Origin of the sequence: Lunatimonas sp., assembly GCF_020832325.1 — a bacterium.
GTDB lineage: Bacteria > Bacteroidota > Bacteroidia > Cytophagales > Cyclobacteriaceae > Lunatimonas.
On the sequence record NZ_JAFIEU010000019.1, the window covers coordinates 37,456 to 52,006 of the forward strand.

Sequence of the window (14,551 nt, forward strand, 5' to 3'; positions counted from 1 at the left end):
ATCAAGTAAAAAATTGAGGATGAGTGATAACCATGTGGATTTGGATGGACTATTTGTCCGTTTTCTGGACAAAGGCACGGAAACCCCCTTGTATTTCGCTGAGAAGCTGGCCAAAATCGGTACGGATGAAGTGAAAGAAAGGCTTTTGGAGATAGTTGGAGGAGAGGATATGGAAAATGCTTATTTGGCAGTCAAAGCACTTTCTTTGATGGAAAATCGGGAGGATGTACTGGATTCAGTGTTTGCTGCCATTCATCGTCCTGCAAATAGAGATAAAAATGGTGGACTGGTGTCCTTGTTGGAGGATTTTGACCTTAGCGAACATTTTGTGGATGTTTTTCGGGTTTTTCTCTTTGGAAATTTTAAGGCGTCAACACTTGCAGGTAGCTATTTGGACTACATGGAATTTGACATTACTCCCCGAACACTAAAAAAGGCCGAAAAGCACTGGAATCATTTTCTCAACAATGCATCAAGCGACGAGGCTTTTGAACTAAAAAGGACGGAGGGCGAAGAAATTCTTCGCGAGATTAAAGCGTTGCTCGATGATTAATCGCCACCCAGGAAGATCCAACGAAGATTTAAACGTAAACCCATGATAAAAAATATTCGCCTGTATGCCATTGCCGCAGTGGTTTCCCTGCTGGCAGTTACTACTACTGCCAAAGGGCAACAGTCTTGGAAGAATATTCAATCCATATCCGAGCTTTTTGATGCCTATCCCGCATTGGTCCAGGAGGTCTTTGAACCGTTTGACTTGGATTATCCTGGTTTGGAAAGTGTCAAAATGGCCTATGAAAAAGGGGATTGGGTCATTGCGGCCGAGGCCCTACTTCGTTACTATAGGGTATCCGAAAATGCGAGGGAATTAGCGCGGGATATCCCCACCCCATCGGCCGTTATGGACGCAGAAGCAGACACCTTGTTGAATTATGTTTTCACTATTCAAAATGTACGGGGTGCGGTTCCTTTGGGTGCCGATGGCCACCGCGATTGGTATTACAAAGGTCCAAATAACGATCGGGAATGGGCTTGGCTATCCAATCGCCACACTCAGTTGGCACGCGTGATGAACGTATATTTTGAAACAGGTAATGTCAAATATGCACGGTTTGTAGACGAGTTTCTCAAGGACTTCATTCTAAAAAGCATGCCTTACCCCGCCGAGAAGGGTAACGAGTCGATTTGGAGAGGATTGGAGGTAGCCGCGAGGGCCAAAGTTTGGACGCGGGTATTTTACGGAATGAGTAACAGTACTCACCTTTCTGATGCCACCCGCCTGCTCATTTTAAGGAGTTTGCCGGATCATGCCCACTATAATCGGAGTTTTCATGGGGGAAACAACTGGTTGACGATGGAGATTTCGGCTTTGTCTACGATAGCGGCCTATTTTCCGGAGTTACAGGATTCGGGTGCGTGGTTGGATTATTCCATCGATGCCATGGTAGCAAGTATGCGCGACCAGGTGTATCCAGATGGTGTTCAGACGGAGCTGGCATCCCATTACCACAACGTCTCCCTGCATAATTTTGAGTTGTTTAAGGAGATTTGTGAAAAGGCCGGTCGCTCCTTACCTGCCTATTTCGAAAACACCATCCGTGATATGTATCGGTATATTGCGCATGCAGTAAGACCGGATGGGCATCGCATACTCAACAATGATGGCGATCGAGGCAGCGACCGAGAATTGATTTTGGCAGGGGCCCGGAAATACCAAGCGGCGGATTGGGAATATATCGCCACCAATGGATTGCGCGGATCGATTCCTGCTGGGGGGCCATCGTTCTTTTTCCCCTGGGCAGGTCAGTTGATCTCCAGAAACGGATATGGTCCCCATGCCCATTGGTCTTTTTTTGATGTGGGTCCTTGGGGCAGCGGACACCAACATAATGACAAGTTACACCTCTCAATAGCGGCCTATGGCAGGGACCTGTTGGTGGATGCTGGCCGATTTGCTTATACAGGGGCAGTGGCAGAGAAATTTCGACCCTATGCACTAAGTAGTGCAGGGCATAACCTATTGCTACTAGATGGTAAGGGACAGGGAAGGGGACCTACCCATGCACAAAACCCCCTAACGGAAGAGGATGTAGTCATTACCGAGGACTTTGATTTCGCCTATGGCATGTTCGATAGTTTTTTGGACTTAGAGGGTGAAGCTTCCCATGCCCGATCCATGATGTATGTAAGGGATCATTTCTGGGTGGTGGTAGACCGGGTGTTTACAGATAGACCACGCACTGTAGAGGCATTGTGGCATTGGCACCCCGATTGCGATCCCCTGATTGATGGAAACAGGATCCAAACCAATAATTCATTCGGTAATCTAACTATTGTGCCAGTGGGACCAAGTGGATGGCGCATTGACCAAGTACGAGGTCAGGAAGATCCGGTCATTCAGGGTTGGTATAGTCCAGAATACAATGTATATGGTCCCAATACTACGTCAATTTACCAAATGCCTATTTCGGAAAACTCACAGTTTGTTTGGGTATTGGTGCCATCCGAAAAGCCTGGAGTTGCGGCAAGCGCAGCCATATCGGAATCAACGGAGGAGGCCATTAAATTGGAGGTGGAGGTAGCTGGAGACAGATGGGTGTTAACCATTCCGCAGAAAGGTACAGATGGGGTTGGGATACTGCGTCGCTAAATTAATTGCATCGAATCTACCTAATGGAGGTAAATTGGCATTTTCTTCCGTTCCGTGAATCGGAGCAGGTTACACCTTCACAACATGAAAAACAATGGCCGATCGTAATTAACTAAATTGCCGCGGCCTATAGGTTTTTGATGATATCTATCAACTTTTCTTTGTGAATGGGTTTGATAATAAATTCAGAGACTTGAGAGATGGATTTCGCCAGGGCAATATCTTCGGGTGAGATGGAGGAAGAACATATGTAGATGGTGATTTTTTTGGGAAGCAGATGATATAATTTTTGAAACTCATCCAAAAATTGCCATCCATCCATAATGGGCATACTCAAATCCAAAAACATTACTTCTGGGAGTACCTCTGCATTTCCTTTGTTTTCTTTCAGGAAATTAATGGCGTCAAGGCCATTGCCAAACACTTTAACAAGATCCACCAAGTTCGTTTGCTTGATGGTTTTTTTTGTCAGGTAGACAAACACATCATCGTCATCTACCAGCGTCAAGTTTTTGATTCGCTCCATAATACTAGGGGGTTATTTCAATAAAAAAAGTACTTCCCCGGTCGGGAGCACTTTCTACCCAAATACTTCCTCCCATCGCCTCGATTTGAGTTTTGGTCATAAATAGCCCAAACCCCTTGGCGTCCTTGTGTGGGTGAAAAGTCTTTCTAATCTTAAATAGGTTTTTTCTATGTAGCTTGGTATCTATCCCTAGCCCGTTGTCGGCGACGGAAAGTAGAAATTTTCCACTTTTGGTGGTGGATTGAATTCGAATGACCGGTTTTCTGGTTGGGGATTTGTACTTGAGGGAATTGCTGATCAGGTTTGCCAGCGCGCTATCCAGGTATTTTTGCGGAAACAGTACCTTAGGAGCTTCCTCAAAATCCATTTCGATGGTTGCTTGGGATTATTCGATTTGAGTCGAGAAGCCTGTAAGCACTTTTTCTACCGCTTCTTTGAGCACGATCTCCTGTTTGCTGATTTCTGTGTCCTGTTGCACTTGGATTGATTCCACCAGCTCGTTGAATACTTCCATCAGATGGTTTATCACGGGCTTGATTTTGCCAAGCAACTCATCCTTCTCTTCCTCATCTTCTGCGTTTTCCATAAAATCCACCAACATCGAAATATTTACCAAAGGGGCTCGTAAGTTGTGGGATACGATATTGCAGAAGTCTACCAATTGTTTGTTTTTGTTTTCCAGTTCCTTTACGTAACCTATCGCTTTTTCATTGCTGATTCGGAGATCCTCCTCTGCTATTTTTCGTTCGGTGATGTCGGATCGAATGGCAACATATTGGTAGGGTTTACCGTCTGGATTCAAAAAAGGAACGATCGTTGTGTCCACCCAATAGTAAGATCCGTCTTTGGCTTGGTTTCGTATTTCCCCTTTCCAAACTTTTCCGTTTCCGATGGTTTTCCACAAGTTCCGGATGAATTCCTTGGGATGGTATTGGGAGTTGATAATCCGGTGATCTTGTCCAATCAGCTCTTCAGGGCTATATTTGGAAATCCTACAAAAATTTTCATTCACGTGCTTGATGATGCCCTTATGGTCCGTAATCGCGACGATCGCTGATTCGTCCAGGGCATATTTGTAATCGGAAACTTCTTTTAGCGTTTTTTGCAGACGTTCTTCGTTGATTTTTCGGTCGGTAATGTCAAATCGAATGGCAAGATATTGGTAGGGCTTGCCCTGCTCATTCAAAAATGGGATGATCGTAGTATCTACCCAATAGTAGTTTCCATTTTTCGCCTTGTTCCTTATTTCCCCTTTCCAATCTTTGCCCGAACCGATTGTTCTCCAAAGATCGCGGATAAATTCCTTGCTATGGTATCCAGAATTGATGATTCGGTGGTCTTGGCCAATCAATTCCTCCGAAGTATAGCCTGAAATTCTACAAAAATTTTCGTTGACATGCTTAATTGTTCCCTTTTGGTCCGTTATGGCGATGATCGCGGATTCATCCAGTGCATACTTGAAGTCTTCGATTCTTTCCATTGCTTCAAAAATTTTTTAACGGTGCAAATATTCTTTTATGCTTCAAAAAGAATTTACAGCTAAAACAGAGACAGCTACCTATTCTGATCTCCCACGCGGTTCATTTCCCTGGATTTAATGACATTAGTCATGTTTTTCCTAAATTTATGTAAAAAAACGGAGGAATTTGTCTTTAGTTGACTTTTCGTTTTAATTTAATTGCTGGAAATGAACAACAAAGATCTTATATCGGCTTCTGGGAAAAAAAGAGCATGCTATGAAACCCCCTTGAGTCCGACTATGGAGCCGATGAGCGTGGTCAGGAAAAAAATACGCCAAAAGGTTACGGGTTCCTGAAATGCAAATATCCCAAATATCACCGACCCCACTGCTCCAATTCCGGTCCAAACTGCATAGGCGGTACCGATGGGCAGTTGTTGGGTAGCTTTTACCAAAAGCACCATGCTTATGGCAAGACAGATCAAAAATCCTATGTACCAGACAGTTGCAGGTGTTCCGGTATGCAGTTTTGCCTTGCCCAGACAAAAAGCAAATGCAGCTTCGAAAATTCCCGCAATTATCAGTATAAACCAACTCATGGTACAATAATTTGTGTTTGTAGATACAGGCTAAAGATACACCCGACCTTGATTTTTTATAAGAAGCGGTTTATTTGAGTGGATCGGTATGCACAGAATAACCCTTGGGACGCTTTTGGTTAATTTTTTCGAGCATCACCTGCAATAGCTCTTTTACACGTTCCTTCAGGGAGTCCGGTTCGTAAATAGTAATCTGGTCAGCCAACATAAGAATCCAGCGAGCGATTCCTTCTATCGAAGCAGTCATAAAGGTCATTTCGACGAAGTCTTCCTTTGGTTGCTCCATTACAAAGCCATGGTTATACCGCTGCTCCTTTACGTATTTGACTGCCTGCTTATTTACCGCCAAAACCACCTTTTGAAGCTTTTCCTCTTTGGCTACCCGATCCAAGTACTCTACCAGTGAGGGGTGATTCGCCTGGAACGATTCCTCTAGTATGGAAAGGGTATGGATACGGTCTAGTCTAAACGTGCGGTAGGCATTTCTAAGCCTACACCATGCGATGAGGTACCACTGCTCGTAGGCATGGTACACGCCCACGGGTTCCAGGGTACGCTGCGTACTGTTTTCGTCGACAAAGCTGGTGTAGGTAATTTGGACGGTCCGGCGGTCCGAGAGCGCGATCAACAGGGATTGCAGTGTTTGGTTGCTTCTTTTTCTAGGTTGATGTATTACGGCGATTTGACTGGAAAGATGCTCTACGGTATCTTTTTCCTGTGGTTTTAGTAAGGCTTTGATCTTATACATGGCGGCATGAAAGTGTCGACTGCTTTCCCGGTCAGAGACTTTCTCGATGATTTTTTCAGCAACCAAACAGGCCACAGCTTCCTCTTTGGTAAACTGTACAGGAGGCAGCCGATAGCCCTCTACAAAGGAATAACCAACCCCAGCCTCTCCCAAAAGTGGAACCCCAGCCTCTTCCAATGAACGGATATCCCGATACACGGTGCGAAGACTGATACCAAACCTGTCCGCTATCTCTTGGGCCTTCACGGACCTCTTTGACTGCAGTTGGGTCAATATAGCTGTAAGCCGGTCAATTCTGTTCATTTTTTCACCATTGTCCTGCCAAATTACGGTTTTTTAAGAGGCCCTACAATATACCCTGTGTCAGTTATCATAGGAGGAGTCTGAGGGACATAAAATCTTTTAAAAAAATTCAAGGCTGTTGACATAGGGCTGTCACCCGGCAGGCTTTACTTTGTCCATAGACGAACGTAATATTAACCTAAACGTAAAAAAATCGGATTATGGAAACACGAGAGAAATTACCCAAAATGAGCACTGCCCAAATCATTGATTCGGAGCAGTTACTGAATCATTGGCAAGGACATCGCAGTCTTACCCGTAGACTGATCGACCTGTATCCGGAGGACAAGCTGTTCACCTTTAGCCTTGGAGGGATGAGGCCCTTCGGGGGACTTGTCAAGGAGCTCCTGGCCATCGCTGGCCCGGGCATTCAGGGCCTAGCGACCAATGAATGGAAAGAGTTGGACGAAGATCTGGCTTCATTGGATTCCAAAGAGAAGCTATTGGAGGCATGGGATCGTACAACAGCAGAAATCGACACTTGGTGGCCGCGGATACCGGTAGAGCGGTTTCAGGAGCGTATTACCGCATTTGGGCAATACGAAGATACGGGGTACTGCACCCTCCTGTATTTTGTTGATAATGAGATTCACCACCGGGGCCAAGCCTATGTGTATCTCCGTGAGTTGGGCATCGCTCCCCCCAATTTTTGGGAGCGGTAGTACCTCGCAAAACCAAAGGGTTACTTCTCCCGCTTCCTCCTGTCTCCACAGGTCGAAGCGGGAGCCTTTGTATGGCGGTTTGTTTATCACTGGGATTTCCTCCTGACCGGGGTCATTAGCAATTCTTTTGGTTGATGTACTTTTACCCAAATAGGTATTTAGTTAGATTTGGGCGATGAAGACGTTAACCACGCAGGTGCTCATTTTTCTTCGGAATAAGCCGGACAGAAAGAACTTGTTGCTTTTGTTCCGGTTTTTAGTATTGTTGTTGTTGATCATCCTGGTTTATACGGTGATATTTAGGTATCTGATGGGGCTGGAGGGGCAGTCATATTCTTTGGTAACCGGATTTTATTGGACACTCACCGTGATGTCTACGCTTGGATTTGGAGACATCACCTTCCAAGGCGATGCAGGCAGGTTATTTTCGGTGATCGTTTTGGTATCTGGCATGCTTTTTCTCCTCATTCTCTTTCCCTTTACCTTTATCAATTTTTTTTACTCTCCCTGGATGAAGGCCCAAGAGCTGGCGAAGGTTCCAAGGGAACTGCCCGAAGGAATTTCCGGTCATGTGATTTTAACTAAATATGGCCCCATTGCAGAAGTGCTGATCAAAAAGCTCAAACAGTTCAACTACGAGTATGTGGTGTTGGTGGCAGATATACAAGAGGGGCTGAGGTTGCGGGACTTAGGCGTTCAGGTGATGCTGGGGGATTTGGGCGATCCGGAAACCTATCGGATGGCGAGAGTTGGTAGGGCAGCTTTGGTCGCCACTACGGAGTCCGATGTCATTAACACGAACGTTGCATTTACGGTAAGGGGTATTAGCAAAGACGTTCAGATCATCGCTACCTGCAGTTACGCAGCCTCCGATGATATACTCAAATTGGCTGGCTGTAATCATGTGCTGCATCTGGGAGAAATAATGGGCTTGTTTTTGTCGAGGAGAGCAAACGGTGGTGACGCCGGTGCCCACCTAATCGGGGAGTTTGATGAATTGAAGATTGCCGAAGCGCTGGTTACCGGGTCGAGTTTGGTTGGACTTAAATTAAAGGAAACGAGGCTACGCCAGGATATTGGGGTGAGTGTGGTAGGAGTCTGGGAGCGGGGTAAATTCCAAGCGGCCGAGCCAGACACACTGATTTCGTCCAGTACAGTGTTGGTGTTGGCAGGGACTGCCCAGCAGATAGAATCGTACAATCAAACCTTTTGCGTGAAGGCCGTGATGGCGGCGCCCGTTTTGATCATAGGGGGAGGGCGCGTGGGGCGTGCTACGGGTCGTAACCTGATTGCCAGAGGATTGGATTACCGAATTGTCGAGAAGGATCCTGAAAGGGCGAGGGGAAAGGAGCGAGTGGTGTTGGGAGATGCTGCCGAGTTGGAAGTGCTCAAGGAAGCCGGCATTGACGAAACCCACTGTGTCATCATCACATCCCATGACGATGATGTCAACGTTTACCTGACCATCTATTGCAGGCTTTTGCGCCCGGATGTGCAGGTGATCACACGGTCAAATTTGGAGCGGAATATTGGAATCATGCATAGGGCAGGTTCCGATTTTGTCATGTCCTATGCCTCCATGGGCGCTAACACGATCTTTAACCTCTTGGAGCGAAGTGGCATTCTGATGGTGGCCGAGGGATTGGACCTCATCGAAGTGGCCGTTCCGGAGTCGTTGGAGGGAAGAAGCATAGCTGCATCCTGTATACGGAAGGAAACCGGTTGTACGGTGATCGCAGTCAAGGCGAAGGGCATCACCCATGTTAACCCTGAGCCTAACATGATCTTGCAAAAAGATGCCGAGATCATCCTGATTGGAACGGTAGAGGCTGAAAAGAAGTTTTTCGAACGGTACGGTTCAACTTAAATACAGGCTTTCAAGCCTTCTTCAATAGGGGTAGGCTTGAGTCCATAAGCCTTTTCAATTTTGGAGGAATCAAAACAATAGTCGTTTTCAAGCTGATAACTCAGTTCTTTCGCCTCTGAAAGTACGGGGATGAATGGTGAGAGGAGGGTCATCATCCACGGAGGTAGACTCCGAATCGTAGCCTCCATGCCCAGGTATCCGCTTAAAATGTCCGCCACATCTTCTGCTGAGGGGTACCGGTGGTCGGTCGGTAAGTGCCAGACTTGGTTGTATGCAGCATCTTGTTGGGCTAAAAAAGCTGTAGCGCTTGCGGCATCTGGAATATAGGTGAAGGAGTGTTTTTTATTGGTTTGGTAGAGCCATTGTGCAGACTTGCCGGATTTCATGCGGTTGATCACCGATTCGTTTAACATGCAAAACCGGGCATTCTTCCCATAAAAATCAGCTGCACGAACGATCATTCCCTTAAGTCTGCCGGAACGGATTTCATCCAGCATCTCTTGGGCGATTTTGGCGCGGACTATTCCTTTTCTACTGGACGGTTTGATGGGACTGGATTCCGTGAGTTTTCCTACATGTGCGGGGTCATACGCATACATGTTGTCAAAAAACACCAACTTGGTGCCGTGGGCAATGCAGGCGTCCAAGACATTTCGCATGACGACGGGCCACTGTTTTTCCCAAATGTTGGTTTTGTAGGCTATTCCCACTACTAAGTAAGCCGTATCTGAACCAGCTACAGCGCGATCAGTTGCTTCCGCATCCAATAAATTGGCGGTGAATACCTCATCGCTCGGGTTGACCTTCGAAGGGTTTCTACTGACCAATCGTAGGGGGAGTGCATTTTTCGCAAGTTCTTTTGCTAGTGCCTGTCCGATATTTCCGGTTGACCCTAGGATGGTGTGATAGAGGGGTTGGCTCATGGCTGTTGCGGAGACGAGTGAGTGGAAAAGAACGAATAGGTGGTGGTCCAAGATTGGCTTTCGCCGGGCATTACGTGTACATCCATGTATGGTTCTGGACATAGCGTAGTGTGTATTCCCCAAAAGGGTAAGAAAACGATGGGGTGATCATTGGTGATTCGTACTCCATAGCCGCTCTTTCGGTTGGTTAGGGTGATGTCGTAATCCGAAGCTTCTTCCGAGTAGCCTCCCAACACAAAATAGATGCTTTCTCCAGGTGGGATAGCCTCCTTAAATACCACTTTATTGCCGGAAATCTCGGTGACTGTGCCCATGCCCCGGGTATTTGAAATCAGCGTAGGCTGAAAAGGGAAAGAGACCTCGTAAGCGGGGCCTATGGGCTTATTGTCCAACATAAAAAAATTGTGATTGTATACGCGGGTTTTGATGGGATTTTTGCCGGTATTTTCCAGTCGGTGCACCAACTTCATTTCCGGCTGACCTTTTGCCAGTTCTACTGTCTTGGTATATTGGTAGCCATAGCCGTTTTTTTTCGAAAGGTGCTGCCTAAAGCTGACACTGTTTTTTGTTTTCTTTACACGCCATTTCCCGTGGTCGGTGATTTCAAAGGGAGCGGTAAACCGATAAGGTTCTTCGTCTATTTTCCGAATCCGCCCAATGCCGATTTTTAGAAACTCTTCTCCAGCCTTGGCTTCCTCGTATCCGATCGGGTCAAAAGCTTCTACAGGTCCAATGATTGCATCGTGAAGATAGGGATCGTATCTGGGAAACCACTGCCCAAAGTACGTGTGTCCCTGATAGGTGAGTTGGGACACCACGCCTGACCAATCAAATCGGGAGCCTCTATAGTATCCTTTTGTGGCATCGGGGAGATAAAGATTTACATGGAGGTCATCGCTTTTTATCACCGCGGAGGGGACGTCCTGGGCAGTTGCATCAGTTAGGCTAAAGGTTAATACCAGTAAAAATGCATACCAGCAGCGCCGCACAGATAAAGGAGGAAAATGGATCATACTTAGCTGAAAATAAAGCAGTAAGATATGGGTTCTTACCCGAAAAGCAAAATGGTTTTATTTTCGGTAGGTCATGTCATTCCACTGGATTTCCTTTTGGAAATCCCTAATCTGGGTGTCCTTATCTATAACAAGGGCTTCCATCCCGGCAATTTCGGCAAAATCCATCAATACTTCGGAGCTTAGGTTGGTACTAAAACATGTGTGGTGTGCTCCGCCGGCCAATATCCAGGCCTTACAAGCGGTATGCATATCGGGCAGTGGTTGCCAAAGCACCCGAGCTACCGGTAGCTTTGGGAGTTCATGGGGTGGGTCTACCGCCACTACTTCGTTGATCACCATTCGGAAGCGGTTGCCCATATCCACTATGGAGGCGTTCAGCCCCTGCCCTCCTGCTACGTTAAATACCAGTCGAACCGGATCTTCCTTACCACCGATCCCCAAGGGGTGTATTTCCAACGATGGTTTGTGAGAGGCCAAGCTTTCGTCCACCTCCAGCATATGGGAACCCAAAACAAGGCTGTTGTCCGGATCAAAGTGGTACGTGTAATCTTCCATGAACGCATTGGCACCAGCTAATCCAGATCCCATTACCTTCATGGCCCTTACCAATGCAGCCGTTTTCCAATCCCCCTCTCCGGCATATCCAAAGCCTTTGGCCATCAGACGCTGCACCGCTATGCCGGGGAGTTGCTTCATACCGTGGAGATCTTCGAAGGTGTTGGTAAACGCTTTGAAATGGCCGGATACCAAAAACGTTTCCAACCCCCGCTCAATTCGTGCGGCCTCTTCCAGCGATGGCCTGCGGGCGCCTCCTTTTTTTAGTTCCGGAGCTACATGGTACTTTTCTTCGTATTCTGCAAGCAACTCGGCTATTTCTGCTGGTGTCACCTGTCTTATGGATTCCACCAAGTCGCCTACGGCGTACGTATTTACTGAAAAGCCGAAACGTATCTCGGCTTCTACTTTATCGCCTTCTGTAACGGCTACCTGGCGCATATTGTCACCAAATCGTACAATTTTAGCGTCCTGCCAGTCGCTCCATCCGGCACATGCCCTGGCCCAATGGTCGATTTCCTTATGTACCTGCGCGGAGGTCCAGTATCCAACCACCACCTTACGAGGAAGCCTCATTCGCGAAGTGATAAACCCAAACTCTCTGTCGCCATGTGCACTTTGGTTTAGATTCATGAAATCCATGTCTATACTGCTCCAGGGAATGTCTCTGTTGAATTGGGTATGCAGGTGTAGTAAAGGTTTCTGGAGGGTTTTAAGCCCATTGATCCACATTTTTGCCGGTGAAAAAGTATGCATCCACACGATCACCCCTATACAGGTGGATGACTGATTTGCCTGAGAAAGCACTTGCCGAATATCCGGTGTATCTGTGACCACCGCAATAAAACGAATTTTTATGGAAAGATGGGGAGATGCATCGAGGCCTTCGGCGATTTGGGAACTATGTTCGCGGACTTGTTCCAACGTTTTTTCGCCGTAGAGGTACTGGCTTCCGGCTATAAACCAAATTTCAGGTTGGGTTTTAGGTTTCATTCTTGTGTTTTTGACACTTTTTAGCATACACTATGCCAATCAGGCATAGGCAGCTGTGATTGGCTCGAAAGTTAGGGTAAAATGGCTAATTATCCAGCAATGCTACAGGCTCTTTTTGATCCGCTTCCACACTCAGTGGGATTTCATTTTTAGGTATGAAATTTAGAACCCGCTGAAATTGTGCTTGATAGTTTGCTTTGTTCAGGGTGTAGTAAAACGCGCCTTTTTTGGATTTCGATTTGTCTTTTTCCTCTTCTTTGGTGATGATTCCGGTAGAAAGGACTTTTCGGGAAAAATTTCTTTTGTCAATACTGATATCGTATAGCCCTTCATACAGAATCTGCAGTTGGGGTAAAGTAAATTTTTCAGGAAGCAATTCAAACAAAATAGGGTGCATTGCGGCTTTATACCGAAGTTGTTTTAGGGACAGATTGACCATTTCCTGGTGATCAAAGATCAAGTTGGGCAGGGAATTCATAGTGAACCATTTGGGCTGATAGAGATCGCTGAGTTGCCGTGCATACTGGTTGATGTCGATCAGGGCGTAATAGGTCACACCGATGACGCGTTCCACAGGGTCTCTGTGGGGCTGACTAAAGGCGTGGAGTTGCTCCATATAAATATTTCGCAAACCGGTGAGTTTGGTTAGAATCCGTTGTGCTGCTTCATCGAGGGATTCATTGGGCTGGAGAAATCCACCCATCAGGCTCCATTTGTCCTTTTCCGGTTCGAAGCCACGCTGGATGAGCAATAGTTTGTAATCTTCGCCGTCAAACCCAAAAACAACGCAGTCCACTGAAACCAACATGCGGGTTTGATTTGAATACTTAATCATAATTGATGTTAATATTAGTTTAAAGGAATACGCTTTAAGGTTCCGTTTAACAGGTTTGGCGATAGGTTGACAAAGGGATTGGTGAAATTCGAAATCAAATTTAAACTTTTATGCGAAGGAAACAAGGCGAAAATTTATTTTACACAGATTACCAGCTTTGCCCGATTCATCTTTCTATTCTGAAAACGGCAATATAACTTTGTCTACCGTTAACCTAGCGAGTGGGCAATCGGCACGTAGGTGTTCGTGTCCGGTTTTTTGTTGGGATCTGGTTTTAGTCTATTTTCTTCTAGGTGTACTAGGTATACTGGTTCAGGGAGATTATGTACTAATCGGGTCCTTACATTTTATTGACGGAGGGTTTGCCCGAAGGGCATTTTGAAGCTTTACTGAATGAATTTATTCTCAAAAACAACGAAAGATGACATCGTACAAAGACCTCAAGGAATCGTGCTATGAAGCGAATATGGAATTGCCCAAACTGGGTTTGGTAGTCTACACTTTTGGCAACGTTAGTTCGGTGGACCGGGATCGGGGGGTATTTGCCATTAAGCCCAGTGGTGTTCCCTACGAAAAACTCAAACCTGCCGATATGGTCGTTGTTGATTTTGAAAATAAGGTGATAGAGGGAACCATGCGTCCCTCATCGGATACCAAAACCCATGCATTTCTTTACAAGCACTGGGAGGAGATAGGAGGCATCTGCCATACCCACAGTACCTATTCGGTCGCATGGGCCCAATCCCAATTGGATATTCCCTTGTTTGGTACTACCCATGCAGACCATAATACGAGTGATATTCCCTGTGCACCCCCTATGGCTGACGAGTTGATTGAGGGTGACTACGAACATAATACCGGACAGCAAATAGTGGATTGTTTTGCTGCGAAAAACATCTCCTACCGAGAAGTGGAAATGATCCTTATCGGAAATCACGGTCCATTTACCTGGGGAAAGGACGCGGCAAAAGCAGTATACAACAGCCGGGTGCTTGAGGAAATCGCGAAGATGGCCTTTCTTACTATGCAGATCAATCCCAAAGCTCCTAGGTTAAAAGATTCACTTATAAAAAAACATTACGATCGAAAGCATGGGGATGGGGCTTATTATGGTCAAGGGTGTTGATAGTTAATAATCGTTAGAATATTGTCATTTTTGTAGACAACTGTTGGTTAGAAAGGTATGAGGGCGTTTTGTTGTATTCATGTTTTTGTTAATTGTATGAAATAGATGCTTATATAATTGTCTAATTTCGATTTAAAATAATATTTTTTTTTCAAAAAATTTATTTTTTTTTGATTCGACTGAGTGATTTAGTGCAAGGGTAGTAAATTGGTTTATCGGTTTATTTTTGTGTTTATCGGTCTATGTGTGA

The 14,551-nt window shown here is 45.9% G+C and carries 14 protein-coding genes; 5 read left to right on the forward strand and 9 right to left on the reverse strand.

The genetic code is table 11. The annotated features are described in order from the left end of the window. Positions 1 to 19 precede the first annotated feature (19 nt). Positions 20 to 553 (forward strand): HEAT repeat domain-containing protein, encoded by a 534-nt coding sequence (locus JJU34_RS07320; RefSeq protein WP_228691682.1) that lies wholly within the window; start codon positions 20 to 22, stop codon positions 551 to 553. Positions 554 to 595: 42 nt separating this feature from the next. Further along, positions 596 to 2,650: an alginate lyase family protein gene (locus JJU34_RS07325; protein WP_228691683.1), complete on the forward strand. Its 2,055-nt coding sequence runs from the start codon at positions 596 to 598 to the stop codon at positions 2,648 to 2,650. Between the two features lie 127 nt (positions 2,651 to 2,777). Here JJU34_RS07325 and JJU34_RS07330 read toward each other — a convergent pair whose 3' ends face one another. The 5 genes from JJU34_RS07330 to JJU34_RS07350 form a co-directional block, all read right to left on the reverse strand. Continuing rightward, positions 2,778 to 3,176 carry a response regulator gene (locus JJU34_RS07330; RefSeq protein WP_228691684.1) on the reverse strand — a complete coding sequence of 133 codons (399 nt, stop codon included), beginning with the start codon at positions 3,174 to 3,176 and terminating at the stop codon, positions 2,778 to 2,780. 4 nt (positions 3,177 to 3,180) lie between these two features. Then, a complete protein-coding gene (locus JJU34_RS07335) occupies positions 3,181 to 3,543 on the reverse strand; it encodes an ATP-binding protein (RefSeq protein WP_228691685.1) in 363 nt (120 codons plus the stop codon). A gap of 18 nt (positions 3,544 to 3,561) precedes the next feature. Next, on the reverse strand, positions 3,562 to 4,656 hold the full coding sequence (locus JJU34_RS07340; protein ID WP_228691686.1) for a PAS domain-containing sensor histidine kinase: 1,095 nt from the start codon (positions 4,654 to 4,656) through the stop codon (positions 3,562 to 3,564). Positions 4,657 to 4,910: 254 nt separating this feature from the next. Continuing rightward, on the reverse strand, positions 4,911 to 5,234 hold the full coding sequence (locus tag JJU34_RS07345) for a multidrug efflux SMR transporter (protein ID WP_228691687.1): 324 nt from the start codon (positions 5,232 to 5,234) through the stop codon (positions 4,911 to 4,913). A 70-nt stretch (positions 5,235 to 5,304) separates the two neighbouring features. Then, on the reverse strand, positions 5,305 to 6,285 hold the full coding sequence (locus tag JJU34_RS07350) for a YafY family protein (RefSeq protein WP_228691688.1): 981 nt from the start codon (positions 6,283 to 6,285) through the stop codon (positions 5,305 to 5,307). A 200-nt stretch (positions 6,286 to 6,485) separates the two neighbouring features. Between JJU34_RS07350 and JJU34_RS07355 the strand changes: the two genes are divergently transcribed. Both JJU34_RS07355 and JJU34_RS07360 read left to right on the forward strand, forming a co-directional pair. Continuing rightward, positions 6,486 to 6,986 (forward strand): DinB family protein, encoded by a 501-nt coding sequence (locus tag JJU34_RS07355; protein ID WP_228691689.1) that lies wholly within the window; start codon positions 6,486 to 6,488, stop codon positions 6,984 to 6,986. Between the two features lie 175 nt (positions 6,987 to 7,161). Then, positions 7,162 to 8,853, forward strand: a complete 1,692-nt coding sequence (locus tag JJU34_RS07360) for an NAD-binding protein (protein ID WP_228691690.1) — start codon at positions 7,162 to 7,164, stop codon at positions 8,851 to 8,853. Here the strand turns inward: JJU34_RS07360 and JJU34_RS07365 are convergent. The 4 genes from JJU34_RS07365 to JJU34_RS07380 form a co-directional block, all read right to left on the reverse strand. After that, positions 8,850 to 9,776, reverse strand: coding sequence for an NAD-dependent epimerase/dehydratase family protein (locus tag JJU34_RS07365; RefSeq protein WP_228691691.1), 927 nt, complete (start codon positions 9,774 to 9,776; stop codon positions 8,850 to 8,852). The genes JJU34_RS07360 and JJU34_RS07365 overlap by 4 nt on opposite strands. Then, positions 9,773 to 10,789, reverse strand: a complete 1,017-nt coding sequence (locus JJU34_RS07370; RefSeq protein WP_228691692.1) for a hypothetical protein — start codon at positions 10,787 to 10,789, stop codon at positions 9,773 to 9,775. Before JJU34_RS07370 ends, JJU34_RS07365 begins: the two co-directional genes overlap by 4 nt. Before the next feature lie 57 nt (positions 10,790 to 10,846). Beyond that, positions 10,847 to 12,340: an L-arabinose isomerase gene (araA, locus tag JJU34_RS07375; protein ID WP_228691693.1), complete on the reverse strand. Its 1,494-nt coding sequence runs from the start codon at positions 12,338 to 12,340 to the stop codon at positions 10,847 to 10,849. An 85-nt stretch (positions 12,341 to 12,425) separates the two neighbouring features. Beyond that, positions 12,426 to 13,175 (reverse strand): NUDIX domain-containing protein, encoded by a 750-nt coding sequence (locus tag JJU34_RS07380; protein WP_228691694.1) that lies wholly within the window; start codon positions 13,173 to 13,175, stop codon positions 12,426 to 12,428. A gap of 421 nt (positions 13,176 to 13,596) precedes the next feature. Between JJU34_RS07380 and JJU34_RS07385 the strand changes: the two genes are divergently transcribed. Continuing rightward, on the forward strand, positions 13,597 to 14,301 hold the full coding sequence (locus JJU34_RS07385) for an L-ribulose-5-phosphate 4-epimerase (protein ID WP_228691695.1): 705 nt from the start codon (positions 13,597 to 13,599) through the stop codon (positions 14,299 to 14,301). Positions 14,302 to 14,551: the final 250 nt, after the last annotated feature.

What these genes read in the sequence shown, in the direction of transcription:
- JJU34_RS07355 (WP_228691689.1), top strand. Translation starts at nt 6,486, where the DNA reads ATGGAAACACGAGAGAAATTACCCAAAATGAGCACTGCCCAAATCATT.
- JJU34_RS07320 (WP_228691682.1), top strand. Translation starts at nt 20, where the DNA reads ATGAGTGATAACCATGTGGATTTGGATGGACTATTTGTCCGTTTTCTG.
- JJU34_RS07345 (WP_228691687.1), bottom strand. Translation starts at nt 5,234, where the DNA reads ATGAGTTGGTTTATACTGATAATTGCGGGAATTTTCGAAGCTGCATTT.
- JJU34_RS07370 (WP_228691692.1), bottom strand. Translation starts at nt 10,789, where the DNA reads ATGATCCATTTTCCTCCTTTATCTGTGCGGCGCTGCTGGTATGCATTT.
- araA (WP_228691693.1), bottom strand. Translation starts at nt 12,340, where the DNA reads ATGAAACCTAAAACCCAACCTGAAATTTGGTTTATAGCCGGAAGCCAG.
- JJU34_RS07335 (WP_228691685.1), bottom strand. Translation starts at nt 3,543, where the DNA reads ATGGATTTTGAGGAAGCTCCTAAGGTACTGTTTCCGCAAAAATACCTG.
- JJU34_RS07325 (WP_228691683.1), top strand. Translation starts at nt 596, where the DNA reads ATGATAAAAAATATTCGCCTGTATGCCATTGCCGCAGTGGTTTCCCTG.
- JJU34_RS07385 (WP_228691695.1), top strand. Translation starts at nt 13,597, where the DNA reads ATGACATCGTACAAAGACCTCAAGGAATCGTGCTATGAAGCGAATATG.
- JJU34_RS07330 (WP_228691684.1), bottom strand. Translation starts at nt 3,176, where the DNA reads ATGGAGCGAATCAAAAACTTGACGCTGGTAGATGACGATGATGTGTTT.
- JJU34_RS07360 (WP_228691690.1), top strand. Translation starts at nt 7,162, where the DNA reads ATGAAGACGTTAACCACGCAGGTGCTCATTTTTCTTCGGAATAAGCCG.
- JJU34_RS07365 (WP_228691691.1), bottom strand. Translation starts at nt 9,776, where the DNA reads ATGAGCCAACCCCTCTATCACACCATCCTAGGGTCAACCGGAAATATC.
- JJU34_RS07380 (WP_228691694.1), bottom strand. Translation starts at nt 13,175, where the DNA reads ATGATTAAGTATTCAAATCAAACCCGCATGTTGGTTTCAGTGGACTGC.
- JJU34_RS07350 (WP_228691688.1), bottom strand. Translation starts at nt 6,285, where the DNA reads ATGAACAGAATTGACCGGCTTACAGCTATATTGACCCAACTGCAGTCA.
- JJU34_RS07340 (WP_228691686.1), bottom strand. Translation starts at nt 4,656, where the DNA reads ATGGAAAGAATCGAAGACTTCAAGTATGCACTGGATGAATCCGCGATC.